25 protein-coding genes and 2 pseudogenes are annotated in these 26,773 nt (G+C 61.3%); 22 read left to right on the top strand and 5 right to left on the bottom strand.

What is annotated here, in order from left to right:
- From P3G66_RS28695 to P3G66_RS28640, 12 genes are all read left to right on the top strand, one after another.
- Positions 1–820 (top strand): molybdopterin cofactor-binding domain-containing protein (locus P3G66_RS28695; protein WP_276117453.1); only part of this gene is annotated, 820 nt, incomplete at its 5' end.
- A gap of 18 nt (positions 821–838) precedes the next feature.
- A complete protein-coding gene (locus P3G66_RS28690; protein WP_346349166.1) occupies positions 839–1,909 on the top strand; it encodes an FUSC family protein in 1,071 nt (356 codons plus the stop codon).
- Between the two features lie 36 nt (positions 1,910–1,945).
- Positions 1,946–3,454 (top strand): YhjD/YihY/BrkB family envelope integrity protein, encoded by a 1,509-nt coding sequence (locus tag P3G66_RS28685; protein WP_276117452.1) that lies wholly within the window; start codon positions 1,946–1,948, stop codon positions 3,452–3,454.
- On the top strand, positions 3,451–3,696 hold the full coding sequence (locus P3G66_RS28680; protein ID WP_276117451.1) for a DUF3618 domain-containing protein: 246 nt from the start codon (positions 3,451–3,453) through the stop codon (positions 3,694–3,696). The genes P3G66_RS28685 and P3G66_RS28680 overlap by 4 nt, the downstream gene beginning before the upstream one ends.
- A gap of 192 nt (positions 3,697–3,888) precedes the next feature.
- Entirely contained in the window at positions 3,889–5,037 is a 1,149-nt protein-coding gene (locus P3G66_RS28675) for a glycosyltransferase family 1 protein (RefSeq protein ID WP_276117450.1), read from the top strand.
- On the top strand, positions 5,034–6,128 hold the full coding sequence (locus P3G66_RS28670; protein ID WP_276117449.1) for a glycosyltransferase family 4 protein: 1,095 nt from the start codon (positions 5,034–5,036) through the stop codon (positions 6,126–6,128). The genes P3G66_RS28675 and P3G66_RS28670 overlap by 4 nt, the downstream gene beginning before the upstream one ends.
- Positions 6,125–7,132 carry a glycosyltransferase gene (locus tag P3G66_RS28665; RefSeq protein WP_276117448.1) on the top strand — a complete coding sequence of 336 codons (1,008 nt, stop codon included), beginning with the start codon at positions 6,125–6,127 and terminating at the stop codon, positions 7,130–7,132. Before P3G66_RS28670 ends, P3G66_RS28665 begins: the two co-directional genes overlap by 4 nt.
- A 124-nt stretch (positions 7,133–7,256) precedes the next feature.
- On the top strand, positions 7,257–7,979 hold the full coding sequence (locus tag P3G66_RS28660; RefSeq protein ID WP_346349165.1) for a galactosyltransferase-related protein: 723 nt from the start codon (positions 7,257–7,259) through the stop codon (positions 7,977–7,979).
- A gap of 76 nt (positions 7,980–8,055) precedes the next feature.
- Positions 8,056–8,244, top strand: a complete 189-nt coding sequence (locus P3G66_RS28655; protein WP_047272420.1) for a hypothetical protein — start codon at positions 8,056–8,058, stop codon at positions 8,242–8,244.
- A gap of 47 nt (positions 8,245–8,291) precedes the next feature.
- The gene (locus P3G66_RS28650) at positions 8,292–8,861 is read left to right on the top strand and encodes a type 1 glutamine amidotransferase domain-containing protein (protein WP_276117446.1); all 570 of its coding nucleotides are present in this window, start codon (positions 8,292–8,294) and stop codon (positions 8,859–8,861) included.
- 179 nt (positions 8,862–9,040) lie between these two features.
- The gene (locus tag P3G66_RS28645; protein WP_276117445.1) at positions 9,041–9,619 is read left to right on the top strand and encodes a DUF6230 family protein; all 579 of its coding nucleotides are present in this window, start codon (positions 9,041–9,043) and stop codon (positions 9,617–9,619) included.
- Positions 9,613–10,011: a DUF6114 domain-containing protein gene (locus tag P3G66_RS28640; protein ID WP_047272425.1), complete on the top strand. Its 399-nt coding sequence runs from the start codon at positions 9,613–9,615 to the stop codon at positions 10,009–10,011. The genes P3G66_RS28645 and P3G66_RS28640 overlap by 7 nt, the downstream gene beginning before the upstream one ends.
- Positions 10,012–10,206: 195 nt before the next feature.
- On the opposite strand, the pseudogene P3G66_RS28635 reads toward P3G66_RS28640, so the two are convergent.
- From P3G66_RS28635 to P3G66_RS28620, 4 genes and pseudogenes are all read right to left on the bottom strand, one after another.
- Positions 10,207–11,692 (bottom strand): annotated as a pseudogene (locus P3G66_RS28635) (UDP-N-acetylmuramoyl-L-alanyl-D-glutamate--2,6-diaminopimelate ligase).
- A 48-nt stretch (positions 11,693–11,740) separates the two neighbouring features.
- Complete coding sequence (locus P3G66_RS28630; protein ID WP_276117444.1) at positions 11,741–12,265, bottom strand: CinA family protein; 525 nt, start codon at positions 12,263–12,265, stop codon at positions 11,741–11,743.
- 302 nt (positions 12,266–12,567) lie between these two features.
- Complete coding sequence (locus P3G66_RS28625; RefSeq protein WP_276117443.1) at positions 12,568–12,876, bottom strand: 50S ribosomal protein L11 methyltransferase; 309 nt, start codon at positions 12,874–12,876, stop codon at positions 12,568–12,570.
- Between the two features lie 167 nt (positions 12,877–13,043).
- Positions 13,044–13,970 carry a LacI family DNA-binding transcriptional regulator gene (locus P3G66_RS28620; RefSeq protein ID WP_047272429.1) on the bottom strand — a complete coding sequence of 309 codons (927 nt, stop codon included), beginning with the start codon at positions 13,968–13,970 and terminating at the stop codon, positions 13,044–13,046.
- A gap of 120 nt (positions 13,971–14,090) precedes the next feature.
- Here P3G66_RS28620 and P3G66_RS28615 point away from each other — a divergent pair, with 120 nt between their 5' ends.
- Positions 14,091–15,536: an MFS transporter gene (locus P3G66_RS28615; protein ID WP_276117442.1), complete on the top strand. Its 1,446-nt coding sequence runs from the start codon at positions 14,091–14,093 to the stop codon at positions 15,534–15,536.
- A gap of 1,002 nt (positions 15,537–16,538) precedes the next feature.
- Positions 16,539–16,673 carry a hypothetical protein gene (locus tag P3G66_RS28610; protein WP_276117441.1) on the top strand — a complete coding sequence of 45 codons (135 nt, stop codon included), beginning with the start codon at positions 16,539–16,541 and terminating at the stop codon, positions 16,671–16,673.
- A gap of 329 nt (positions 16,674–17,002) precedes the next feature.
- Here the strand turns inward: P3G66_RS28610 and P3G66_RS28605 are convergent, their stop codons facing one another.
- On the bottom strand, positions 17,003–17,299 hold the full coding sequence (locus P3G66_RS28605) for a hypothetical protein (protein WP_020971354.1): 297 nt from the start codon (positions 17,297–17,299) through the stop codon (positions 17,003–17,005).
- 349 nt (positions 17,300–17,648) lie between these two features.
- Between P3G66_RS28605 and P3G66_RS28600 the strand changes: the two genes are divergently transcribed.
- The 8 genes and pseudogenes from P3G66_RS28600 to clpB all read left to right on the top strand — a co-directional run bounded on the left by P3G66_RS28600 (position 17,649) and on the right by clpB (position 26,769).
- Positions 17,649–18,788 carry a glutathione-independent formaldehyde dehydrogenase gene (locus tag P3G66_RS28600; RefSeq protein ID WP_024487877.1) on the top strand — a complete coding sequence of 380 codons (1,140 nt, stop codon included), beginning with the start codon at positions 17,649–17,651 and terminating at the stop codon, positions 18,786–18,788.
- Between the two features lie 85 nt (positions 18,789–18,873).
- Positions 18,874–19,005: pseudogene (locus P3G66_RS28595) on the top strand (DJ-1/PfpI family protein); the annotation flags it as partial.
- The gene (locus tag P3G66_RS28590; protein WP_064074379.1) at positions 19,002–19,415 is read left to right on the top strand and encodes a heme-binding protein; all 414 of its coding nucleotides are present in this window, start codon (positions 19,002–19,004) and stop codon (positions 19,413–19,415) included. The pseudogene P3G66_RS28595 and the gene P3G66_RS28590, both read left to right, overlap by 4 nt.
- A gap of 1,063 nt (positions 19,416–20,478) precedes the next feature.
- Positions 20,479–22,353 carry a molecular chaperone DnaK gene (gene dnaK, locus P3G66_RS28585; RefSeq protein WP_276117440.1) on the top strand — a complete coding sequence of 625 codons (1,875 nt, stop codon included), beginning with the start codon at positions 20,479–20,481 and terminating at the stop codon, positions 22,351–22,353.
- A gap of 8 nt (positions 22,354–22,361) precedes the next feature.
- Positions 22,362–22,886 carry a nucleotide exchange factor GrpE gene (locus P3G66_RS28580; RefSeq protein WP_007735553.1) on the top strand — a complete coding sequence of 175 codons (525 nt, stop codon included), beginning with the start codon at positions 22,362–22,364 and terminating at the stop codon, positions 22,884–22,886.
- A 6-nt stretch (positions 22,887–22,892) separates the two neighbouring features.
- The gene (locus P3G66_RS28575; RefSeq protein ID WP_276117439.1) at positions 22,893–23,828 is read left to right on the top strand and encodes a J domain-containing protein; all 936 of its coding nucleotides are present in this window, start codon (positions 22,893–22,895) and stop codon (positions 23,826–23,828) included.
- Positions 23,825–24,136 (top strand): chaperone modulator CbpM, encoded by a 312-nt coding sequence (locus tag P3G66_RS28570; RefSeq protein WP_276117438.1) that lies wholly within the window; start codon positions 23,825–23,827, stop codon positions 24,134–24,136. The genes P3G66_RS28575 and P3G66_RS28570 overlap by 4 nt, the downstream gene beginning before the upstream one ends.
- Positions 24,136–26,769 carry an ATP-dependent chaperone ClpB gene (gene clpB / locus P3G66_RS28565; protein WP_276117437.1) on the top strand — a complete coding sequence of 878 codons (2,634 nt, stop codon included), beginning with the start codon at positions 24,136–24,138 and terminating at the stop codon, positions 26,767–26,769. The genes P3G66_RS28570 and clpB overlap by 1 nt, the downstream gene beginning before the upstream one ends.
- Positions 26,770–26,773 lie beyond the last annotated feature (4 nt).

Below are 26,773 nucleotides of genomic sequence, written 5' to 3'. Positions count from 1 at the left end.
CATGGCGGCGGCAACCTATCCGGCAATGACCAATCCTGGTTCGAAAGCGCGCATCGTCTTCGGAACCGATCGAATCTACACCGTCCAGATCGGCGCGGCGGACATCGGTACGGGAACCTGGACAGCTCTGACGCAGATTGCCGCCGATGCTCTCGGATGCCGTATCGAGGAAGTGCGGCTCGAAATCGGCGATACCAAGCTTCCTTTCGCGACAGTTGCCGGTGGATCCGCCGGCATCTCGTCGTGGGGCTCTACCGTCGTTGCAGCTGCCCGCCAGTTCCGCACGAAGCACGGCTCAACTCCCGCTGCCGGCGCGGAGACGACAACTGAAACGCCGAAGAATCCGGATGAGGACGATTACTCCATGCATTCGTTCGGTGCTCACTTCGTAGAGGCCCGCGTCCATCGCGACACCGGCGAGATCAGGATCCCCCGGATGCTCGGTGTGTTCTCGATCGGACGTGCAATCAATGCGAAAACGCTTCGCTCGCAACTCATCGGCGGAATGACAATGGGATTGTCGATGGCGTTGCACGAGGAGAGCTTCCGGGACAACAGATTCGGCCACGTGATGACTCACGACTTGGCGAGTTACCACATCAGCACAAACGCGGATGTGCAAGACATCGAAGCCTTTTGGCTCGACGAGGTCGACACACACGTCAACCCGATGGGATCGCGGGGTGCCGGCGAGATCGGGATCGTCGGGGCTGCAGCCGCAGTGGTCAATGCGATCTACGATGCTACCGGCGTGCGAGTACGCGACCTGCCGGCAACAGCGGACAAGGTTTTGTTCGGACGAAGTGTCGGACAACCGTAGAAGGCTAAGGAGCAAGGAATTCTCGAGCATCCCCTGATCCGGCGATGTGAAAGCATAGGCCTGGTCACAGCTCTGAAAGGCGCAGTAGCCGTCGTCATCGCGTGGGTGATCGCGAACAGCGTCTTTCACAGTCCTGAAGCATTTCTCGCCCCGTATGCTGCACTCTTCATCATCGGGAACACGGTGCGCAACTCGATGCGGGTAGCCGCCCGCCAGGTGAGCGTGGTCGTCCTCGGTGTGGTTGTGGCCGCCATTGCAGCGGTGACACTCCCGACCGTTGCCGCGTTGGCCCTCGCAACGGGTGCAGGAATACTCGTCGGCCGCATTCCGCGGTTGTCACCTGACGGGATCTGGGTGGCCGTCACCGCCGTACTGGTTCTTCTGTACGGAACCGCGACGAATCCGTACCTCGTCATGCACCGTATAGGCGACGTGGTGCTCGGAGTGTTCGTGGGCATCGCCGTCAATGCCGTGTTGGTCCCGCCCGACCATCTCTCCGATGCCAGAGACCTTTTGGTCTCGCGTACGCATGAGGTCTCGGACATTCTCCGACAAATGGCCGAGGACGTGAAAACTGGTGCTGGAGCTAGCGATCTCTGGCGTCGACGGGCACTCTCGGTGAACAAGTCCGTCGCTGCGCACGCCGCAGTGATGGAAGGTGAAGCCAGCCTGGTCGGAAACTTTCGCAAGCGCGGCTGGTTGCGCGTCGGTGGCTCCGATCTGTTTCGTCCCGCCGCCGAAGCACTCGACCGAGCGACGTTACATCTCATGGCGCTGATCCTTGCCGTCGAGGACAGCGACTTCGCCGAGAACGAGACCTTGCAAGGAGCCGTCTCCGACTTGCTCGAAGCGATGGCCGGAGCATTTGCCGATGCGGGAAAAGGCCCGGTACACGATCCCACCGACGATCACGCGGTCACAAGTTTGCCTCTCGCCCAGCGGAGGTTGAAGGAACTCGAAAAACTGTTGCAGCAGGGAAAAGTCACAACGGCCGCCGCGCCTTCGATAATCTTGTCCAGCCGCGGGCTACTCGCGGCGCTCGCTGTCCTCGACCGAGAAGAGTACAAAACCGAGACTGCTCACGACTGAGTTTCGACAGCGGACCATTGGGGTAGCAACCCGAGCATGGCGACACACACGGTTGATGCGGACGACCCGCACAAGCCTTCTGACCCGACCGATCTGACGGCACAGTCGTGGAAGTTCGTAGCGCGGCGCTCGGCCCGCGAGTTCACGCGCGATCAATGCACAGATCTAGCAGCGGCATTGACGTATTACGCTGTGCTGTCACTGTTCCCAGCACTCCTGGCACTCGTCTCCCTGTTGGGCGTTGTCGGCCAGGGACGTGCCAGCGTCGACACGGTGATGGAGTTGGTCGCCGCTGTCGGCCCGGACTCGGCGGTGGACACGATGCGTGGCACCGTCGAGCAACTCGTGGCGGCCCCCACGGCCGGTTTCGCCTTAATAGTCGGCCTCGCGGGCGCATTGTGGTCGGCCTCCGGTTATGTCGGCGCGTTCGGGCGTGCGATGAACCGCATGTACGAGGTGGACGAAGGGAGACCGGTCTGGAAACTTCGTCCTCTGCAACTGGCCGTCACCCTCGCCGGCCTTTTGCTGGTTGCTGCGGTGATTCTGATGCTCGTCGTCAGCGGCCCTGTCGCCAAGGCGCTGGGCGATCAGTTGGGAATCGGCGACGGCGCTGTGACAACCTGGAACATTGCGAAGTGGCCCGTCATTCTGATCTGTGTGACGCTGGCCGTGGCCGTGCTGTACTACGTGACTCCCAATGTGAAGCAGCCGAAATTTCGGTGGATCAGTGTCGGAGCAGCACTCGCTATTGCAGTGTGGATCGTGGCGTCCGTCGGATTCGCTTTTTACGTGAGCAATTTCGGTAGTTACAACAAGACGTACGGTTCGTTGGCCGGGGCGGTCATCTTCCTCCTCTGGTTGTGGATCACCAACCTCGCGTTGTTGTTCGGGGCAGAAGTTGATGCGGAACTCGAACGCGGCCGGCAACTGCAGGCCGGGATCGAAGCCGAAGAATTCCTCCGCTTGCCTCCGCGGGACACCAGCGTTTCGGACAAGAACGCTCGTCAACACGCACAAGACATCGCCGCGGGTCGCGAGCTTCGCGAAACGCACGGCGGCGAAGACAACGAAGGGATTTCGACCATGACCGAGCGATCCGATACCCGGGCACCCGTTACCAGCACCTCTCCGCCGAAACATGTCGACGCCGATGCGGTAGACCCGCATTCCCTCTCGACCGTACAACTCGTCGAACGCCTCACCGAGCAGATGTCAGACCTCGTACGCGCCGAGATGTCGCACGCCGTAGCCGAAGTGAAGACGAAGAGCACCCGATTGGGTGTGGGACTCGGTATCTCCGGCGCGGGCGCTTTGCTTCTGCTGTACGGATTCGGAGTACTGCTTGCGGCAGCAGTACTCGGGTTGGCGACAGCACTCGAACCGTGGCTTGCAGCTCTGATAATCGCGGCAATCGTGATCGCTGTAGGTGCAATCACCGCACTCGTGGGTGCCAAACGAGCGAAGTCCGCGGCGCCGCCTGTTCCGGAAGAGACGGTCGAAAGCGTCAAGGCTGACATCGCCACTGCAAAGAAGGGACTGAAATGAGCACTGCCACAGACGGGCCCGACGAGAATGTTCAAGGGCAACGTGAAGCCCTGGCCGCGACCGTGGGCGCACTCGCCGAAAAGGCCGACGTCCCGGCCCGCGTGAAAAGCGAAGTGTCACGGGATATCGAACGTGTGAAGCAGCAACCAGCAGCCGTTGCGGCCGCGCTCGGCTTCGCGCTGGTGTTCGTGCTCATCCTCCGTCGCCGCAAGCGACGTTCCCGCTCCGCCAAGGGCAACTGAGCCAGGCGCCTCCGATGTTTGTGGAAGCTAGGCCGTGGGCATCTGCCCTCTGCATCCTGAGAAAGGGTGTGGTGGATCGGCGCTGGTGGGCTTCCCGATTCACAGGACCGTCGCCTTGTGCTGCAGGCTGGGCTGCCGCCCGTCACAGGGCGACGGTCCACACGACGCCACCAACCGAATACAAGGAGAGAGATGAACTGGGAAGCCAGTCCCGGGGAACCGCTGACGACCTCGACGGGCATCGACTCCTCCACGAGAGCTTCCGTCATTCGTGTCGCGTCAGTGCCCGCATCGCACGTGTACGTCCGGCACTTGGCACCACCGTCGGGAAACGACAGCACACCCGAGCCGGGAACCGACAGCATCATTCGCCTCGACGATCCCATCCCCGAGGACGGCCGCAAGGTTCCCGGCGGATGGTGGCCACCGGTGATGCTGGATCCTGCGTGGATTCGGGACCATCACCACCTGTTCGATCTCTTCCACGTTCACTTCGGTTTCGACGCGATCGCACCACGCGTGATGGAGGACATCGTCCACGAATTACGCAGCCACAGAGTTCCTCTCGTTTACACGGTGCATGATCTGCGCAATCCGCATCAGCCGGAACCCGAGCAACATCGCGAATTGTTGGACGTATTGATTCCCGCAGCGGATTCGCTGATCACCCTGACGCCGGGTGCGGCGGCGGTGGTCGCGAACAATTGGGGCCGGGAATGCACAGTGCTGCCTCATCCCCACGTGATCGAGTTGGAGAACTTCGATCGGGAGCGACCCCCGGCAACGGATTTCACGGTGGGAGTCCACGTGAAAAGCCTGCGTCCCAACATGGATCCCTTTCCGGTGTTGGACACGCTCTGCGCGACGATTGCGACGTTGCCGGGAGCGCGATTGGTCGTGAACGTCCACGACGAGATCTTCGATCCGGATAATCATTGGTATGCACCCCAGGCAGCGAACAGGCTGACGGAGTATGCGCGTCGACGGGACGTCGACGTAGTGGTACACCCTTACTTCAGTGATGACGAGCTGTGGACTTACCTTATGTCCCTGTCAGTTTCGGTGTTGCCATACCGCTTCGGGACGCATTCTGGATGGCTGGAGGCGTGTTACGATCTCGGCACAGCTGTCATTGCGCCCAGTTGTGGGTTCTACTCGGAACAGCAGGACTGCAAGGTTTACGGGTTCGACGAGCATCATTTCGATGCCGAGTCGCTCGATCGATGCGTCCGCAAATTGTATTCGGAAGAGCCGGTGCGTCTTTCCGCCGCAATGCGTACCAGGCAGCGCCGATTGTCAGCTTCTGCCCACCGCGAGATCTACGAGAAGGTTCTCGCGTGAGGGCTCTACGCATAGCTCTGATCGCTTCGAGTCGTTATCCAGTCATCCAACCATTCGCCGGCGGTCTCGAGGCCCATGTATGGCATCTGGCTGCGGCACTGCGAAAAGCCGGCCACGATGTCACCTTGTTTGCCGGACCAGGATCGGATCCGGAACTCGCTTGTGAGCTGATCGACGTCCGTCCAGCCCCGATCAGCACGGCTGCCCGATCTGATATCTCCATGCCGGCAGAGCATTTCATGCAAGAACATCATGCCTATCTCGACCTCATGCTCCGCCTGTCGCGAGACTACGCGGAGAGCTTCGACGTCATCCACAACCACAGCCTTCACTATCTGCCGGTGGCCATGACGTCGACGCTGAACACTCCCGTGCTCACCACTTTGCACACGCCACCGACGCCCTGGCTGGAATCAGCGATCGCGGCCGGCGGGTCCCCCGGCCGGTTTGCCGCCGTGAGTCGCTACACCGCCGAAGCATGGAGACACGCTGCCGGAGATGTCGATGTCGTACACAACGGAGTCGACACGGATCAATGGCATCAGGGCCCTGGCGGGCACCGTCTGATCTGGTTCGGTCGAATCGTGCCGGAAAAGGGTGCCCACCATGCGATTACCGCGGCCAGGGCGGCCGGTATGCCGTTGGTACTCGCCGGCCCGGTCAGTGACCATGCCTATTTCAGGGAACGAATCGAACCCGAACTCGACGGTACCATTCGCTATCTCGGCCATCTGGTGACCGACGATCTGGTCTCTGCGGTAGGAATGTCTGCGGTTGCTCTTGTCACTCCGCAATGGGACGAGCCGTACGGTTTGGTGGTGGCCGAGGCTCTTGCCTGTGGCACACCGGTCGTCGCCTACGGCAGGGGCGGCATACCGGAGATCCTCACGCCCGACTGTGGACGTTTGGTCCCGGCCGACGACGTGATCGCACTGACTGCCGCAATCGGCGATGCGATGCAGTTGGCTCGGCCGAGCGCACGTGTGCGAGCGGTAAGCCACTGCTCGGAACGGCGGATGGTGGACCGCTACCTCGAGTTGTACGACGAAATTGCCTGTGCGTCGACAACTACGCGACGAGCAAGTTTATGATCGGTTACTACATCCACCATCACGGCCGAGGGCACCTCACTCGCGCCGCGTCGATCGCAGCGCATCTCTCCTCCGACGTCACTGCGCTCACCAGTGCCGATTCGGTTGCCGTGCAGGACTTCGACGACCATGTTCAGTTGCAACTCGACAACGACGAAGACCACCGGCTCAACCCGGCCGCGAACGGGGCATTTCATTGGGCGCCGATACACGAACCCGGGCTTCGCTCTCGAATGGCTCGCGTGGCGGACTGGATAGCGACCACGCGCCCGGAGGCCGTGGTCGTGGACGTATCGATCGAAATTGCGACCTTTGTTCGCCTGATGGGCGTCCCGGTCATCGTCTTGGCGATGCCAGGAGACAGGACCGACGCCGCGCATCAATTGGCGTATCGCCTTGCAGATCACATTATTGCGGCCTGGCCACAGGAGGTTTACGACCCGCACTGGCTCCACCCGTATGCGGACAAGACCACCTATGTGGGCGGTATCAGCCGATTCGACGGCCGGGCGTGCTCATCTCAGTCGGTCGGTAATCCCGCAACACCCCGCGTCGTTGTGCTGAGCGGCGCCGGTGGGTCAACGGTAACCGCTGCCGACGTACAAGCTGCTGCGGCACAGCATGATTCCTTTCATTGGAAGGGGCTCGGCTTACCAGGAGGGACGTGGGTTGCAGATCCCTGGTCGGAAATCTGTGCGAGCGATGTCGTGGTCTCCCACGCGGGCCAGAACGCGATTGCCGACATCTCGATCGCCGGCAAGCCGGCTATCGTGATTGCGCAGAAACGTCCGTTCGGAGAACAGACTGCGACCGCCGGCGCATTGTCGATGCACAATCTCGCAGTGACGTTGCCGGGCTGGCCGGCGCTCGACAAGTGGCCCGAATTGATTTCAGAGGCAAAAGCTCTCGATCGTGGAGGTTGGACAAAGTGGCAGAGTGCGGGTGCCGCTGCTCGGGCAGCGAGAATGATCGAGTCGGTCGCGAAACGGCATATGGACCGCTGACATGAAAACAGCCGTGATCACGATCGTGCGCGGTCGCCACTCACACTTGAGAATGCACGTCCGTGGCCTCGCTGTCGACACAACCACACCGTTCTCACATTTCATCGTCGCCATGGGAGACCCTATGGTCAAAACTGTTTTGGCGCAGGAAGAAAGCGCTGCCCGCACAATCGAGATCGACGTTCCCGCGGGAAGCGCGCTTCCGCTGGCTCGCGCGCGAAATATCGGGGCCGCCGAAGCTCTACGCCATGGTGCCGAATTGCTCGTGTTTCTCGACGTCGATTGTATTGCAGCGCCGCTACTTCTGACGAGGTACCTCGTAGCCGCAAGTTCGGAGGCTTCCACTCCCGCATTGTTTTGCGGGCCGGTCACCTACCTGCCCCACCCCGTCGCCGACTCGACCAGTTCGGACTCGTTGGCATTGCTGCACAACCCGCATCCAGCGAGGCCGGTGCCCCCAGACGGAAAAATCTTGGACGGGAACGACTTCGATCTCTTCTGGTCGTTGTCCTTCGCGGTCACTGCTCCGACGTGGCGTGCACTCGGTGGATTCTGCGAGGAGTACCTCGGGTACGGCGGGGAAGACACCGATTTCGCACGGGCGGCCCGAGACAAGGGTGTGAAACTGGCCTGGGTCGGTGGCGCAGACGCATACCACCAATTCCATCCGGTATCGGATCCACCTGTCGAGCACCTTGACGACATTCTGATCAATGCACGAGTGTTTCACCGACGATGGGGGGAGTGGCCGATGCAAGGATGGATCGATGCATTCGAAAGTGCTGGCCTCATCGCGTATCAACCAGACCATGGTTGCTGGGAGCGGGTACGGCCAAGCGTCGTGTAAGTCGCGCTGGCCAAGAATCTTTCACCACCGAAACGAAGCATGATTAGAGAACCGCCACTTTGGGAAGCCGAACCGAATGGCTACTTACAGAGTGATCAATCCCGCAGGCGACGTTACTGACACGCGCGACATCGAGAGCGCCGACGACGCACATGCTTGGTTTGTGGACACCCGTGCCGACAATTCGGAACTGGGGTGGCGAATGGAAGTTCGTCACGACGACGAATGGTCGTTCTTCGACGACACCGAAGGCGCCTCCAGCTGAGCAATTGCTCAGCGGTCACGATGACAGTCCAGGAAGGACGATCAAGCATGAGCCAGAAACTCGCAGGAAAGAAAGTTGCATTCCTCGTCGCGTCGGAGGGCGTCGAACAGGTCGAACTGACGGATCCGTGGGACGCCTTGCTCGCGGAACACGCTCAGCCGTCGATTGTTTCGACAGATCCGGGAACTGTGCAGGCATTCAACCATCTCGACAAAGCTGACGTCTTCGACGTGGATGCGGTACTCGGATCGGCGTCGTCGTCCGATTACGACGCTCTGGTACTTCCTGGCGGGGTGGCCAACCCCGACTTCCTCCGAATGAGTCCTGAAGCGGTGGCTTTCGCCCGTAGTTTTTTCGACGACGGGAAGCCTGTAGCAGTGATCTGCCACGGGCCGTGGACGTTGGTCGAAGCCGGGGTGGTTGCCGGTCGCACTCTGACTTCGTGGCCGAGTCTGCGCACGGATATCACCAACGCGGGCGGCACTTGGGTAGACGAAGAGGTGGTCGTCTGCACTTCCGGACCGAATACTTTGGTATCCAGCCGTAATCCCGGTGATCTTCCAGCATTCTGCGCCAAGCTGATCGATACAGTGGCTACTGTCCGGAGACAGCGTTAGATCCTGCGGCGTCTCAGCAAAGCTCGGCGACTTGGTTACGCCGGCAGCACTTCTCGCGGTCGGGATAGTGCTTTACGCACTCTCTCGCCGAACCACGAAGATGGACACTACGAGCCTCAGTGCGTGACCTCAGTGTGAACTACCGAAATGCAGGACACAGCAATGAGAGGCGCAGACCAGTGAGTTCGGTTCACAAGGGGCGCTTTGTGGTCATAGTCGGTCTGGGTCTGTTGGCCGTCGTGACTCTGGGTGGCGGCATCGCGCAGGGAAAACTGCCCATGAATATCGTGGTGTCCGGGCAGCGATTCACGGGAAGCGTTTCCGCTGTCGAAGCCCAAGGCATTCAGGTTTATCCCCGAGCTGCGGAGACTGCCGCAGACGCATCTGCGAGCATCGCCGTTCATATCCAACAGGTTCGCCTGACCGATCTGTGCTTGTCGACTGTCGCTCACGGAGTACCATTCCTGGGTGACGTCACCATGGGCATTCGTGCCCCCGGCGACGGAACGACCGCTTCCGGCATCACTTTGGACGCAGCGTCTCTCGGCGGCGCCATCACTGCACACGATGCACGATTGGGTGCTGAAGTCTCTGCACTCGGCGAGGTATCCGAACTCGATCCGCCTCACGCATCAGCCATAACCGCCGGCGACTCGAGTTTGGCACCGGCTCGTGTCGAGATCATTTCCTTGACTGCAACACAAGTCGCCATCGACAAGCTGGCCATGAGTGTCGAGAAGGGGGCTGTCGGATGTTGACGAAGCGAGCTGCCTTCGCCGCATGGCGAAGGCAGCGGCCTTTTGCCGGATCAATTCTGCTGGGAGTTTCGGCCGGCTTTCTGTTGCTACCCGCCGTCGTGTCCGTGCGCCTGGGCGACGTTCTGATTTCCATCAGTACCATCGCCGGGGTTTCCACACTGCTGTTGGCCGCGCTCATGGCCCTGTGCGCAGCTTCCGCGCTACTACGCGTCGACACCCGGCTACCTGCTGGGGTCTGTGCGATGATTCTCTCGCTGGTGGCCCTCCCGGCAGCGAACTTCGGCGGTCTGATCATGGGAACCTTGACGGGGGTCGTGGGCTCGGCTTTCGTATTAGCTTGGATACCAGTAGATTCGACTGTCGTTTCGAGCCCCGACAGCAGATCTGACTAGGTTTGACAGAAATGAGAGGATTGACCGACCAACCCAGTGCCACCGCAGAAATACAGCACCGCTCGGTTAGGTTCCCGGCGGGCGCCGACAGGTCTCCCAGTCGGTTTTGTCGTTCCAGACGCCCAGGTCCCCTACAGCTTTGAAGGTAAGCGAGTCCATGATCGTCGAAGGCACGGCCAAGTCCACCTTCAAGAGCTACACGCGCTCGATCACCGCGCGTTCGAGCGCGTCGCGATCGTCGAACGGTATCTCAACTCCGCCGTAATTCATCGAGTGATCATGTCCTCTACCGGCGACGAGGACGATATCGCCTGATCGTGCCCGCGAGACGGCAAATTCAATAGCCTCACTGCGGTCTGGAATGATAACCGTTTCAGCATGTTTCGATTCACGAGACCCTGAAGCAACATCGTTTCTCAGACCAGCAGCATCATCGTGACACGGACCTTCATCGGTCACGATGACTACATCTGCAAATGTCCCGGCTATGTACCCCAACGGCTTACGCTTTCCTGAGTCCCGACCTCCGGTGGCACCGACGACGACGATCAATCTTCCGGTTGTCAGCGAGCGCAAATAGGGAAACAGTCGGCTTTGAGCCGATGGATTGTGTACGTAGTCGACAAATGCTAGGTAGTTCTGTCCGAGGTCTACACGTTCCAGCCGTCCGGGAACGGCATCGAGTTCCTCGATACCGTCGAGAGCCGTCGCCATGTCCACCCCGCCCAGTCGCAGAGAAGCAATTGCCGTCAAGGCGTTGTCGACTTGGTGACCGCCGAGCAGACGTAGTCGGATTCGCCTACTCCACTCCTCGAGGTGCACGGTGAAGGCAGTGCCCGTCCGACCTGTGTCAATGGCGGTCGCGAAGACGTCTGCAGCGCCACCACACGAAGAAACGGTCAAGTGAGGAACCGTGACACGGGCAGCCAAGGTTCTTCCATAGGCATCGTCGATGCCGATTACGGCCGCGGCGCACCACTCGTCCGTGAAAAGCGTTGCCTTCGTCTCGAAGTACTCCGCCATCGTGTGATGGAAGTCGAGGTGATCACGCGAAAGGTTGGTGAAGGCGGCGACTCGGAAGTACGTGCCGTCGATTCGGTGTTGCGCCAGGCCGTGACTGGAGACTTCCATTGCAACTCCGTCGACCCGATCGCGGACGAATGCTGCCAGTTGTCTGCAATTCGCTTGCTTCAGGCGTGGTGTGCCGCGCCCGCTGCGACCCTTTCGGTCCACGAACACACACCCCGCTGACGAGGCCCGCCCGTTTGCCTGCCGCACGCAGCCCGGCCTCGACCATGAACGCAGTGCTGGTCTTCCCATTCGTGCCGGTCACTCCATACATGTCAAGCAACGAGGACGGCTGTCCGTGCATCCAGGCCGCCAACGGACCCAATGCTTTTCGGGGGTTCTCGACCACCAGCGTAGGCAGAATCTCGGTGGGGCGATCGCTGACCACGGCCACGGCGCCCCGAGCAGCTGCTTCGGCTACGAACTCACCGCCATGATGCTCGACGCCCGGCAGCGCCGCATAGACGTCGCCCGGCCGTACCTGCCGTGAATCCTGGCAGATACCGGTCACCACCGGGGTGTTGGATCTGAAGGGTTCGTAGTCCACACCGAGAAATTCGGATATGGCAGCTAAAGACCAGTTTGGCTGCGCGTCAATACTGTTCGACGTCATTCATGGCCCGCCAGGAACGAAGAGCTTTCGAAAACGGAGTCCTGAAGATCACGATGTAACTCGACCGGATGTGGCGTCTGCTGAGGCGTGCTGCACGAGAAGTCGAATCGCGTGTTCGATCGTGTGGGCAAGGACATCCTCCGGATCGCCTGAGAAAACGCGCTTCTCGGTCTCCGCCCGTCCATGATCGACAACTCCGAACCACACCGTCCCCGGGGCCACGTCCTCCTGAGTCTGGGGCCCGGCCTCCCCTGTGACGGCGAGAGCCAGCGTAGTGCCCATCAGGGTTGCGATGCTGTGCGCCATGACGCGTGCGGCTTCTTCGCTCACAACGGGGCCGTCGGGAACATGAAGCACGGACTGCTTGACCTCCCGGTTGTAGGCGACGATCCCGCCGCTGAACCACGAACCAGCGTCAGGGGCCTTCCCGAGTTGGGCGGCGATATTTCCCGCCGTCAGCGACTCTGCCGTTGACACTGTCAATCCGCGTTCGGCTGCAACGGATGCCAGCTGCCTGCACATCTCGTCGACGTTGGTGTCGACCGGCAGTTCAGGCCGGGGGTGGTCACTCATTTCCAGTCCTTTCCAACGTGTGTCGAGCACTCGGATCGTCTTGGTTCAGGAACGATCGGGCCAGGGGCCCGGCACTGATCCTCACTACATGTGAAATGTTCTCCGGTAAGTGTTTTCGCAAGTAGTCCGCAACTTCGCATCCCACGTATTCGATCTGCAGACTCACCTCGATCCCGCTGTTGCATGGATCGAGCAGGACGAGGACGCGTCCTTCCGGTACCAGAGTGAAAACCTGTCCGATTCCGACATCAGCTCGAGCGGGAACCGTATTCCTAATTCCGAATCCCATTGCGAGCAGCAATTCACGCAGCTTCCCGACGGTGTCGAAATAGAACTCCGTGTACTGCTTCAGTGAGGTCTCCGCGACGTGCCTCGACGCGTGCCTTGTTGAAAACCCCGTTGAGTCTCACGTTCAAAATCGCGCGGCGCGAGATGTCGATCGCGAGGACGCGGCCTGCTCCTGCTTTGGCTGCCGCAATCGAGAGTGCTCCCGTACCGGAGCACAAGTCGAGCACGCGCGAGGCCGCTGTGACCGTTTGACTGGACAGTGCGTCGATCAACAACGACGTATCTTCCTGCGGTTTGTAGACACCTGGCAAAGAAACGATCATCGTCGACTCCTGAGTTCGAGGGGGTTGAGCCCCGGACAGGGTTACTTACCCGAAGGGCGGTGAAAACATGCAGGAGGACTCAACTGACGAAACAGAACGGCACCTGGCCGGAAGACAACTCTCGTGACGCACTGCGAGGCGATAGTGCCATGACCGGCAGCGGAACCTCACGCTGTCGCCCTCTCAATTACCCGCCCGGGGATGAGATCTACGTCCGAGATATCGATCCCGAGGGCACCGCGTGCTGCGAGACGCCCGTGGGCTTCGGCGTCGGTGTGGACGGTTGTCAGTGGTGGGGTTGCGAGTGCCCCGTATTCGGTGGCGTCGAACCCGATGACAGCCAGGTCTCGAGGCGCTGTGAGTTTCAGATCTCGCATCGCTGCCAGAGTTCGCAGCGCGACGTCGTCGTCGAAAGCCGCGACCGCTGTCACTGTGGGGTTGGACGCGCGAAACTCCTGCAGTGCATCGGTTCCGGCGTCCCTCGGTGACGGCATCGTGAAGGATGTGAGCGGTGCCAAGTCGAGCGCTGCAGCGGACTCGCGTGCGAACCGTAGACGGACGTCACGCAGGTCGGTGCCAGGACTGGGCAGTGCCATAGCGATGTTGGTGTGGCCGCGGCTGGCCAGATGGTTGATCTGTAGCGCAGAAGTCGCGGCCAGACCTCCTGTCCAACTGCCATCGTCGCGTTCGTCGCCGTTCAGATATGCCTCCCCGAATGTCAGGACGGCGCGCGGTGTTATCGCGTCGACAACCTGCCGGGTCGATTCCGCGGAGGAGTGCCCGAATTTGACAAGCAGAACGTGCTGGTGGGCGGCGAGTTCGTCGTCGAGGCCGCGAATGTAGCTACGTGAATAGTTGCTCTCTCGTCCGATTGCGATGTTGAGGACGACGATGCGGGACGACCCCTCGCGGAGAGCGCGAGCGGTCCCATGTGGCACGTAGCCGAGGTCGCGCGCGGCTTTCTGGACGCGCTCCCGTGTGGCGATCGGGATGGTCTGCTTCGGATTGTTGTTGAGCACGAAACTCACAGTGGTCACTGATACTCCACTGGCCGCAGCGACGTCACGCAAGGTCGTCCGCGTCGTACTTCGCATTTCCAGCTCCTATCGGCAACCCTCACTGTATCGGTCTGCGGCCGACCCATCTGTTACCTTTTCACTATATCGATTTACTATATCGATTTAGTTCGCGTCCGAGAAGGAGTCACACCCTCAATGTCGTCATCCACCGCCGAGCATGCGGAAGACATGTCCGGGACTATCGACGAGCACCGCAGCCGGGAAATGACCATCGGTCTAGCCGTGCTTGGCGTGTTCGTCACGTACGTCCCGATCACTGCTGTCGCCGTTGCGCTCACCACTATCGGCAACGCCACCGGTGCCAGTACCTCAGACCTCCAATGGGTCTCCGACTCCTACGTCATTCCCATGGCCGCCGCAGTCCTGTCAGCCGGAGTCTTCGGCGACCTCTACGGACGGCGACGCATCTACCTCATCGGTATGCTGCTGACGATCCTCGGAGCTGCCATAGCGGGAGTCGCGGGAACCTTGGCCGACGTCTCGACTATTCACCTCCTGTGGGCCGGGCAAGCCGTATCCGGGCTGGGCGCAGGTATGTTGCTGCCCACCACGCTCGCGCTCATCGGGCACGCTGTACCCAACCCTCGTGAACGTGGCAAGTTCATCGGAATCTGGGCTACCGGCATGATGCTTGGCCTCGCACTCGGGCCACTGGTGGCCGGCGGCATCCTGGAGTTTGCAGAGTGGGGATGGATCTTCGCTCCGACTGCGGTTCTGGCAACCGGAGCGGGCGTGTTCGCGATCGCCAAACTGCCTGAATCCCAGTCACCCGAGGGTCGCCACCTGGACTGGCCCGGACAGATCTCGGCGACGATCGCGATCGCTTCCTCGATCTACGGCATCATCGAGGGTGGCGCGAGCGGGTGGACCTCACCTCACGCGATAATCGGCCTCGGGGTTGCAGGGGTCGCCTTCGCTACATTCGTCATCATCGAACTCCGTGCCACCACGCCGCTGATGAATTTAGCGCTGTTCCGTGCGCCCACGTTCTCGGCAGCGGGCTTCTCAGCGTTCATCGCGCTGTTCTCGATTGTCGGCAGCATGTTCCTTCTCAGCCTGTTCCTTGGGTCCGTTCAGCAGCTCTCGCCGCTCGAAATAGGCTGGCGGCTACTGTTTGTCACCGGCGTCGGCGCCCTGATCAACCCTCTTGTGGGCTTGACGATGCATCGGTTCAATGCAATGACACTCCTTGCAGGCGGACTGGCTTTGGCTGCGGTAGGAATGCTGCTCCTGACCGTAGTCGACGAGTCGACCGGGTTTGTCGACCTCGCGTGGCGCCTTGCGATTTACGGCATTTCGGTTGCCGTCATGATGACCTCGGTATCAACTGCAGCAATCAACGCTGTGCCTTGGCACCTCGCAGGCATGGCTGCAGCCGCGAATACCGCCATGAGACAGTACGGCGGGGCACTCGGACCGGCCGTTCTCGGTGCCGTCTTCGCGATCCGGGTCAACGGCGGCGCCAATCCGGCGGGCGCGTTTCATACCGCATTGATCCTGACAGCAGTCTTACTGGCCATTGCTGCCATCGGCTGTTTAGTCGCTTCCCGCAGTTCCGCCAATCCCACCAACCATCTCTGAGTGTTCTGCCCGGACCGGCGCTCCGCATTTACCCGATGTGGAGCGCCGGCCCACCATGCAGGAGAGATAACGCGGCTCGGCACTCAGGGCCCAGTAGACGCGTCGAACACGAAAAAACGGCCTGAAACCAACCCCTTCACACAGAGTGTCGAGTGTCCGCCAAGAACACGAAAGTGCCACGGCAGGTCGAACTCATCGGAATCGGCCTTTCACGTAGTACCCACGGGTGGTGCAAGGAGGAAAGCGATTTCAAACCGCCGGGATCGGGCGACCGCGCACATCCTCGCCGTCAACCGGATCCGGGGCAGAGACGAGGGCCCGGACATCGGCACAGACTTTAATCCTCCACCGCGAGCGGACGAAAACCATGGGTACCACAGCTGCCAGCTACGCCGCACCTTCCGACACCCCTGGCAGCGACCCCACAGGTAACCATCGCCATGGTTCGACGACAACGAATGTGACCGCGACTTCCCCTAGCCTTCCGAGCACCCCTAAGGGCACCACTCACCCGTACACATTTGCCCGCAAAGATCGTCCATGTCGTATCCAAGTTCAGCTGTCGCTGATGTAACGAAACAAACACTGACGCTTTGCGACAACGACATCATGATGTGTTCGGCAACACACCAATCCGCAAACAACCAAAAAGAACGACGAAAATATCACGGCTGCAACAATATTCAGCCCACCGAAATCGGAGCACACCGCTCCGACGCCAACCCCGCATGGACGTGTCATCACCGCTTTTCAAACCTGAAACAGCCATCCGAAATCCAATCCTTCGCTTAGGGTTTCGATGCGCTCAACAAGAACACGAACGAACTGCGGCAGGTCGAACTCATCGGTTTCGCCGCCGGGATGATGACGTACTCGATCGCAAGTGGTCTCATCCTGGCCGGACCGATCGCCGGGTAGATCGACAGTTCACTGGCGACCGGCCGTGTAGTGGGGAGTCTTCACCTTCCCGATCGGAATCGGGCTTGCAGTCAGTACCTATGAATGACGCTGGGAAGAAAGCGATTCCGGGCCATCGGTATCGCAGCGACTGCAGAAATTTTCGCCGTCAACCGCATCCGGGACCTCAACGAGGGCACCTCTGCCATCGTCTACGACCATCTTTTCCAACAGGACTAGCACCAATCGTCCTTGCTCGATGATCCGTGGTGCTCCACTAAGCCCTCCTCCAAGAACAAGGAGTCCTACTTCACTCCAGGCAGGTCACTTCAAACTCGAAACACTTTGCAATGAAACGAGTTTGAAATGCTCTTTCTACACGGGTAGCGAGTTGGCTCGACTGAGTGCCCTGCTCGTGATCTACCGATACCTGGGCCGAAGCGAGCGACGGACAGTACGCCACAGCCGCACACGCCGGCAAAGCTACCGTGATTCGGGCATGGCTGTGGCACAACTGTATTCACAACCGAATGTGACCGCCATCGACAAGACATTTTCCAGTCGGCTGTTCAGACTTTTTCAGCGAGAACGTCAAGGTAGCTGATTTCGGGCGGCGCAGCGAAGAGTTCGTCGGCGCGTTCGCCGAGGGCCTTGCCGACCGGACCATTGAGATGTGTCTCGCGGGCAGCTTGGTCCGGGAATGCGTCGATGATGCCGAACGACGAGGGCCCGAACCGCACCGCGAACCAGGGTTTCGTGCCGGGCTCCTGCTCGACGAGCGGCAGTGCCGATCGGAGGAATTCCTCGACCGCTTCTTCCTTGCCGGGCTTCGCTTCAAGTCGGACCAGCAGCGCCTTGGTGGCCATATCGGATCTCCTCTTCGAGGTGGTGAACACTGTCAAGCATCACACCATCCATCGGTTAATGGAAGGTACCCAGACCCACCGTTCGAGGAAACCGATCCCAACCCCTAGCGATCGTAGAGCCGAAGGAGGAGACTCCATGGTGAGGGAATGCGATGCCTGAATGCAGCCGCAGTTGCGTCGATGGCAGGAAAAATGTTGGTGCGCCGACATTTTGGTGCGGTCTTCACTTCCGCGCGCCGTGGACCTTCCCCGAACAGCACGATTCATTCGGTCGGTCGCTCACGCGTGGACGCCTGCGGCCGGCGAGATCAACCGGAAAGCCGCAGCTACAAGACAAGGGAGTGCCGCGATGAAAGCGCTTGTATACGACGGGCCTCGAGAGGTCCACGTCAAGGACGTGCCCGATGCGCGGATCGAGAATCCGACAGATGTGCTGGTGAAGATCACGAGCACCAACATCTGCGGGTCGGATCTACACATGTACGAAGGCCGCACCGATCTGGAGCCCGGAATGGTCCTCGGTCACGAAAACTTGGGCATCGTCGCCGAAGTCGGCAATGCAGTGGTCAAAGTATCGCCAGGGGATCGAGTGTGCTTGCCGTTCAACATCGGCTGCGGCTTCTGCCGAAACTGCGAGGAAGGGTTGACCGCATTCTGCCTGACGGTGCACCCCGATCCGAAGATGGCCGGCGCTGCATTCGGTTTCGCGGGGATGGGCCCGTTCTGGGGCGGACAGGCGGAATATCTGCGAGTGCCGTTCGGCGACTTCAACTGTCTGCGACTGCCCGAGGATGCCCAGGACAAGGAAACCGACTACGTGATGCTGTCGGACATCTTTCCCACCGGATGGCATTGCACCCGCCTGGCCGACATGCAACCCGGCGATTCGATGGTGGTCTACGGCGCTGGCCCAGTCGGTTTGATGGCCGCGTATTCGGCGATGATCCAGGGAGCGAGCAAGGTGATGATCGTCGACCGCCACCCCGACCGACTACGCCTGGCCGAAGAGATCGGCGTCGTCCCCATCGACGACTCGAAGGGCGACCCCGTCGAGCAGGTCCTCGAGCAAACCAACGGGAAAGGCGCAGACAAGGGGTGCGAGTGCGTCGGCTATCAGGCACACGACCCGCAAGGCCACGAGGACGCCGCCATGACGATGAACCGGCTCGTGGATTCGGTGCGCTTCACCGGCCACATCGGGGTGGTCGGCATCTTCCTTCCCCAGGACCAGAACGGCCCCGACGAACTCGAGCGCAACGGCAAGATCGCCTTCGACATGGGCAAATTCTGGTTCAAGGGCCAGAAGATCGGCACCGGACAAGCGAACGTCAAACACTACAACCGGCAACTGCGCGACCTCATCCACGAGGACCGGGCAAAGCCCTCCTGGATCATCTCCCACGAACTCCCGCTCGCCGAAGCCGAATCCGGCTACCAGCACTTCGACGCTCGCGACGACGGCTGGACCAAAGTCGTCCTGCATCCCTGACACGGCCAGAACCGAGAGGAGCACAACGATGCCAATGCCACTGCAGGGCAAGCAGATAGCGATATCGACTGCCGACGGGGCCGGAGGAGCAGAAGTCGTAGACGAACAGGTCGCGATCGACGGGAACCTGATCTCGAGCCGCTCGCCCGACGACCTTCCTGCGTTCCGTCAGGCCATCGTCGAGCAGTTCGCGAAGCTCGGGGCAGGTGCGTCATGACCGTGAACCAGACCTCGGTGTCCCTCGACGATGCGCAGCGGGTCATCGCCGCAGGACAGGCCAAAGCCACCGAGATCGAGTCGCCGTCGAACATTGCGGTGGTCGATGCCGGCGGCAACCTCGTGGCTCACGTGCGGATGGACGGTGCCTGGATCGCCAGCATCGACATCTCGATCAACAAGGCGTTCACCGCGCGGGCATTGGACGTCTCGACCGAGGACCTCGCGGCCAACGCGGGTCCGGGCGAGCAGTTCTACGGGATACACGCCTCCAACGCCGGGCGCATCATGATCTTCACCGGCGGTGTGCCTCTGCGGCACAACGGCCAGGTCGTGGGCGCTGTCGGCGTCAGCGGCGGCACCGGGGAGCAGGACAAGACCGTCGCCGAGGCGGCCGTGGCGGCGCTGTGAGCGGTGGACTGCGTCGTCAGGTCAGAGAACGCATCGACAGGGCAACGTCGAACATTCCGACGTTGCTTTAAAGCTAGTCGCGGCCCCGCGACTGCGACTGGACCGAAGTCGTCCCGCATCCTTGACGCGGCCAGGACCGAGACAAACATAACGACGAGCGGACGTGCACATCCGCGCGCCGCGTCAGGGGCAAACCGAGCCCTCGGCCGAATGATGCCGCAAGGAATAGACGATAATTACGCAAGTCCAGCGATATCGGTGTCCAAAAAATGTTGATTTGCAATAAATTCCGCCTGAGCGGTCTGTTGACCAGCCACAGAACGGGACGTTGAACCGTGCAGCACGCGGGTGTGCGCCACCTACTCGCAACCAATTGGAACCGGCCAGCGGTGGCTCATTACCTTTCTGTCACAAGGAGATTCGATAGAACTACAATGAATCTCGTCCGGGTTCAACGGAGCTGCTGTTCACTGACTGTGACGATCTTTCGCAAAGGGAGTTCTCCTTTTGCATGCGCCGCGGTAGTGTGGACGTACCGCAGTAACGGCCGACACTCGAGTTTTCGTGTAGCGGCCGACACTCGGAGTTTCGTGCGATGGCCGCGGCGATCGGGTTCGGGCGGGCATCTTCGACCAAGGGCAGGCGTGGTCACCGCTGCCCCGTTTCACACCGCCCATCAGGCGAATGTTGTTGACGCCCTTTAGGTGGACGAAAAGACTCATCATGGCTGGGTGGTTCGTGAGCTCAACCGGTTGACCGGCGATCGGGCCCTGTCAGTACGCACACGCCCGGCGAACCCCACAACATCAACGCTGAGGGGCGTGATGTCAAAACTCAGCGATGTCAAAGCGCAGTCGCGGAAATCCTCGGCTGCTGTCAAGCCTCACGCCCGCCATCCACGGATTGGTGTCGGGCGCCGTTATCGGCGCCCTGCTCGGTCTCCGTGACTTCACCCAATCCACTCGCCAAAACCAGGGAACTACGAAGTCCTTGCCGACATCGAGCGAGTTGCGGGCGGAATCGCACTTGCTCAACGGCCGGGCCGATCGAAAGGAATTGAGTCATGACAACTGCTGTAGGCATCGACTTGGGCACAACCAACTCGGTCATCGCAAGCTGGCAAGGCGGCGAGCCGGTGGTGATCTCCAATGTGGAGGGAGCACGGACGACGCCTTCGGTGGTGGCGTTCACCGAGAACGGTGAGCGTCTGGTGGGCCAGCTTGCCCGACGGCAGGCGATCTTGAATCCGAAGGGCACGATCTACTCGGCGAAACGCTTCATCGGACGTCACTACGACGAGATCTCCGAGGAAGCCAAAGCGGTCAGCTTCGACGTCGTAGCGGGTGACAACGGTGAGGCCCGCTTCGACGTGCGCGGCAAGAAATACGCACCAGAGGAGATCAGCGCTCTCGTGCTGCGCAAGCTCGTCGACGACGCGAGCAAGTTCCTCGGTGAGAAGGTGAAGGAAGCGGTCATCACTGTTCCTGCCTACTTCAACGACGCGCAACGAAACGCCACCAAGGACGCCGGCCGTATCGCAGGCCTCGAGGTTTTGCGGATTATCAACGAACCGACCGCTGCGGCACTCGCGTACGGCATGGACAAACAGACCCATGAAACCGTATTGGTCTTCGACCTCGGCGGCGGAACCTTCGATGTGAGCCTGCTGGACGTCGGAGAGGGGGTAGTCGAGGTTCGTTCCACGGCCGGCGACTCCCACTTGGGCGGCGACGACTTCGACCGACGCATAGTGGACTACCTCGCCGACGAATTCCAGCGCGCGGAGAACATCGATCTGCGTAAGGATGCGCAGGCGTTGCAACGACTGTTCGAAGCCGCGGAGAAGGCAAAGGTTGAGCTGTCCTCGGTGACCCAGGCCCAGGTAAACCTGCCTTTCGTCACCGCTGACGCGAATGGTCCCAAACATCTCACCACTACGATCATGCGATCGAAGTTCGATGATTTGACTGCCGATCTGGTGGAACGGTGCCTCGGCCCGGTGAAGCAGGCCATGAGTGACGCCAAGGTCGCCGCCAACGACATCGACGAAGTGATACTGGTCGGCGGTTCGACACGTATTCCGGCTGTACAGGCGCTGGTTCGCCGGCTGACCGGCGGCAAGGACCCCCACATGGGCGTCAACCCGGACGAGGTCGTTGCCCTCGGAGCCGCAGTCCAGGCAGGCGTGCTCAAAGGCGAGGTTTCCGATGTGTTGTTACTCGATGTCACCCCACTGTCCCTCGGAGTCGAGACGCAGGGCGGGGTGATGACGAAGATCATCGAGCGGAACACGACGATCCCGGCACGGCGCAGCGAAGTGTTCTCCACGGCGGAAGACAATCAGTCCGCCGTAGACGTCGTGGTGTTGCAGGGCGAACGCGAACGTGCGGCCGACAACCGGGTGCTGGGCCGGTTCCGGCTGGAAGACATCCGCCCCGCGCCACGTGGCGAGGCCCAGGTGGAAGTCATTTTCGACATCGACGCCAACGGCATCCTGAACGTCACCGCTCGCGACAAGGATACCGGCAAGGAACAGAGCATCACGATCAGTGAACAGGGCAACCTGGATCAGGGTGAGGTCGAGCGCATGTTGGCGGAGGCCGAACGGAACCGGGGTGAGGACGAGGCGCTGCGCAAGGCGGTCGACGCGCGCAACGGGCTCGATTCGGTTGCGTATCAAGTGGAGCGGCGACTCGCCGAACTCGGTGACAGTGCCCCGCCGCATGAGAAGGCGCGGGCCGAGATGCTGGTTGCCGACGCCCGAAAGGCCGTGCAGGACGGCGCTTCACCCGCGGAGGTTCAGCCACTCACCTCGGAGCTGCAACAGCTGCTCTACGGACTTGTGCCGGACCAGTCGGACGACGGCCAAGCAGGCGGCGCTGATGCTGCGTCGTCGAATGACGGCGACGTGATCGACGCCGAATTCGATCGAAGCTGAGGCGCACGATGGAAATGTCTGCAGATCATTCGACGACTGAGCCGACTACCAACAGCGCCGACACGGATCAAAGCAAGACCGAGTCCGATCGCGCCGAGACGGCAGACGAGCTGTCTCAACTCGAGGACCGTTGGCGCAGGGCCGTCGCAGATCTGGACAACCTGCGCAAGCGATACGCCAAAGATCTGGACCGTGAACGCGCCGCGGAAGTAGCGAAGGTTTCGGCGGCGTGGCTGCCGATACTGGACAACTTGGAGCTTGCGCTTGCACACGCAGGCAGCGATCCGCAGGCCGTCGTCGAAGGTGTGAAGGCGATCCGGGACCAGGCGGTACAGGTGCTCTCACGACTCGGCTTCGAGCGCCACGACGAGGCCGGTGTGCCGTTCTCCCCGGAACTCCACGAAGTGGTCAGTGTGGTAACCCGACCCGACCTTCCGTCCGGGACCGTGGTCGAGGTCTTGCGCCCGGGTTATGGAGAGGACGGGCGACAGTTGCGGCCCGCCGCGGTGGTCGTCAGCCGCCCAGAGGGGTGAGCACCGATGGCCCGTGACTACTACGAAGTACTCGGCGTACCGAAGGGCGCCGGCACCGACGAAATTCAGCAGGCGTACCGCAAGCTGGCCCGCAAGTACCACCCCGATGTGAACAAGGATCCCACTGCGGAGGACAGGTTCAAGGAGGTCAACGAGGCCTATCAGGTGTTGTCCGACCCGGACACCCGGAAACGCTATGACCGATTCGGTGACGACTTCCGGCATGTACCCGAGGATTACGACGAACGGGTGCGGGCAAACGCCGCCGGGTACGGCGGTGGCGGGTACGGCGGTGGCGGGTACGGCGGTGGCGGAAGAAGGGTGCACTTCGGCCACGGTGTCGGTGGTGAGGGTGCCGTCGACTTCGAAGACCTCTTCGGGCAGATGTTCGGCGGAGGCGGTGGGTTCGGACCGATTCCCGGTGCCGACCAGGAAGCCGAACTGGAACTGGCTCTGGAGGAGGCCTACCAGGGCGGGAAACGCACTCTCAGACTGGACGGACGGCAGTATGACGTCGACATTCCAGCCGGCGTCCTGGACGGCCAGCGAATCCGGTTGGCCGGGCAAGGCGGCCGAGGCAACGGTGACGCGCCGCCTGGGGATCTGTACCTCGTGGTGCGGATCAAACCGCATTCACGGTTCCGCGTACAGGGCCGGGACATCTACGTCGATCTGCCCGTATCGCCATGGGAGGCGGTGCTCGGGTCGACAGTCGTCGTTCCCACACCGGGCGGAGAGGCGAAAGTCAAAGTGGTGCCTGGCTCTTCGACTGGTAGGAAGCTGCGCTTGCGCGGAGAGGGTATGCCGAATCCGCGCGGCGCCAACGGCAACCTCTACGCCGAGATCAAGGTGATGGTTCCGTCGAAACCAACAGCACGCGAACGTGAACTGTTCGAACAGTTGGGTGCCGAATCGAACTTCAATCCGAGGAAAGAGACATGAGCACCTCAACGCCAATCACTCAGTACGTATTGGTTCGCCGTACCGGATTGTCGCCGGACGCCTTCGCCGAACGTACTGGGCTGCACCCGGATCTGGCACGAAAACTCGTGGCTCTCGGGCTGCTCGACGCCAACCACTACGCCGGCGGTGAGATGTCGTTCGACCCATCCGAAGTGACCCACGCCGCACGCATCCAACGGCTGCGGACAGGTCTGGGCCTCAACTACACGGCAATCGGGCTCGTGCTCGATCTGTTGGATCGAATCGAAAAACTCGAAGCAGCGGCCCACAGAAGGAGGACGTCCTGATGGACACCGGCAGCTTGACTGAAAAATCACGAGAAGCCTTGCAGGAAGCCCAGAATGTAGCGACCAGAATGGGCCACACCGAGGTAGACGGAGAGCATCTGCTGCTCGCATTGGTCGATCAGCAGGATGGGTTGGTGCCCCGACTGCTCGAACAGGCCGGCGCGAACGTCGACGCACTGCGATCCGATCTGGATCGTGAACTGTCGCGTAGGCCGAAAGTCAGCGGCCCCGGCGCAACTCCCGGTCAGGTGATGATCACCCAGCGTCTGGCCAAGCTGCTCGACGCCGCAGAACGGGAGGCGAAGAGACTCAAGGATTCCTACGTCTCGGTGGAGCATCTTGTGATGGCACTCTCCGAGGAAGGATCGGCCAGCGCGGCCGGGCGGGTCCTCGCCAGTCACGGGGTCACACGGGACGCCTTCCTCACAGCGCTGACGAAGGTGCGCGGCAATCAGCGTGTCACGTCGGCAACCCCGGAGGGCGCTTACGAGGCATTGGAGAAGTACGGGCGCGACCTCGTCTCCGAGGGGCGGGCAGGCAAACTCGATCCGGTCATCGGTCGGGATGCCGAGATACGCAGGGTAACTCAGATCTTGAGCCGAAAAACGAAGAACAACCCGGTGCTGATCGGCGACCCCGGTGTAGGTAAGACTGCGATTGTCGAGGGTCTCGCCCAGCGGATCGTCCGCGGCGACGTGCCCGAGGGCCTACGCGACAAGACGATCTTCTCGCTCGACATGGGTTCTCTGGTGGCCGGTGCGAAGTACCGCGGCGAGTTCGAGGAGCGACTGCAGGCCGTGCTGTCCGAGGTGAAGGCTGCCGAGGGGCGCATCCTGTTGTTCGTCGACGAGTTGCATACCGTGGTCGGAGCGGGCTCGGTCGGCGGCGAGGGGTCTCTCGATGCCGGCAACATGCTCAAACCGATGCTCGCACGCGGCGAACTGCACATGATCGGTGCCACCACTCTCGACGAGTATCGCAAGCACATCGAATCCGATGCGGCACTGGAGCGTCGATTCCAGACCGTTCTCGTCGACGAGCCCAGTGCCGAGGATGCGATCTCGATTCTGCGCGGACTTCGAGAACGCCTCGAGGTGTTCCACGGCGTGAAAATTCAAGACGGTGCATTGGTGGCCGCCGTGACCCTCTCGCACCGGTACATCACCGACCGCTTCCTTCCGGACAAGGCGATCGATCTCGTAGACGAGGCATGCGCTCGGCTCCGCACCGAAATCGATTCGATGCCTGCCGAACTCGACGAGCTCACCCGGAAGGTGACCCGTCTGGAGATCGAAGAGGCCGCACTGTCCAAGGAAACGGACGCGGCCAGCAAGGCGCGCCTCGAAGAATTGCGCAAGGAGCTGGCCGACCTGCGGGCCGAGGCAGACGCCCGGCACGCTCAATGGGAGGCGGAGCGGCAGGCGATCCGGCGGGTGCAAGAACTGCGAGGAGATTTGGAACGGTTGCGCGTCGAGGCCGAGGCCGCCGAACGCAACTACGACCTCAATCGGGCAGCCGAGTTGCGATACGGCGAGATCACCGAGCTCGAACGCCGGCTCGAGGCGGCGGAGGAGCAACTGGCCACCAGACAAGGCCGAAATCCGTTGCTGCGTGAAGTGGTCACCGAAGACGAGATCGCAGAGATCGTGGCCGCATGGACGGGTATCCCGGTCGCCCGGCTGCAAGAAGGTGAGCGGGAGAAGTTGTTGAAGCTCGACGAGATCCTGCACGAGCGGGTCGTCGGTCAGGACGAGGCGGTGCAACTGGTCGCGGACGCTGTGATCCGGGCGAGGTCCGGTATCCGTGATCCTCGTCGACCGATCGGTTCGTTCATTTTCCTGGGCCCGACGGGCGTCGGAAAGACCGAGCTTGCAAAGACATTGGCCAGCGCCCTATTCGACAGTGAAGACAACATGGTGCGCCTCGATATGAGCGAGTACCAGGAACGGCACACGGTGAGTCGGCTCATCGGTGCACCTCCCGGATACGTCGGGTACGACGAAGGTGGCCAGCTCACCGAGGCGGTGCGGCGTAAGCCGTACTCCGTGGTGCTCTTCGACGAGATCGAGAAGGCCCACGCCGACGTCTTCAATACCCTGCTGCAGGTGCTCGACGACGGCCGGATCACCGATTCTCAAGGGAGGCAAGTCGATTTCCGGAACACGGTGATCATCATGACCTCCAACATCGGATCCCAGCATCTCCTCGACGGGGTCACAGCCGACGGCGAAATCAAGCCGGACGCCAGGGAACGGGTGATGGCAGAACTGCGCGGGCATTTCCGCCCCGAATTCCTCAACCGGGTCGACGACATCGTGCTGTTCTCCCCACTCACCCTGCCCCAGATCGAGTACATAGTGGAACTGCAACTCACCGACCTTCGAAACAGGTTGTCGGAGAGACAGATACACCTGGAAATCACGCCGGAGGCACGCCGACTGATCGCCGAACACGGGTTCGACCCTGTCTACGGTGCGCGGCCGCTGCGCCGATACATCGCACACGAGGTCGAAACCAAGATCGGCCGTGCACTGTTGCGCGGCGAGATCAAACCGGACGGCACCATCAGCGTCACGGTGGACGGCGGCGAGCTTGCCGTCGCGTATGCCGAACCCGCCTTCGCGGCGGCCTGAGAAG

The organism is Rhodococcus sp. C3V (assembly GCF_029269915.1).
Lineage (GTDB): Bacteria > Actinomycetota > Actinomycetes > Mycobacteriales > Mycobacteriaceae > Rhodococcus_F > Rhodococcus_F qingshengii.
The sequence above is the reverse complement of the archived record's forward strand: the minus strand, read 5'-3'. Positions and strand labels throughout refer to the sequence as shown.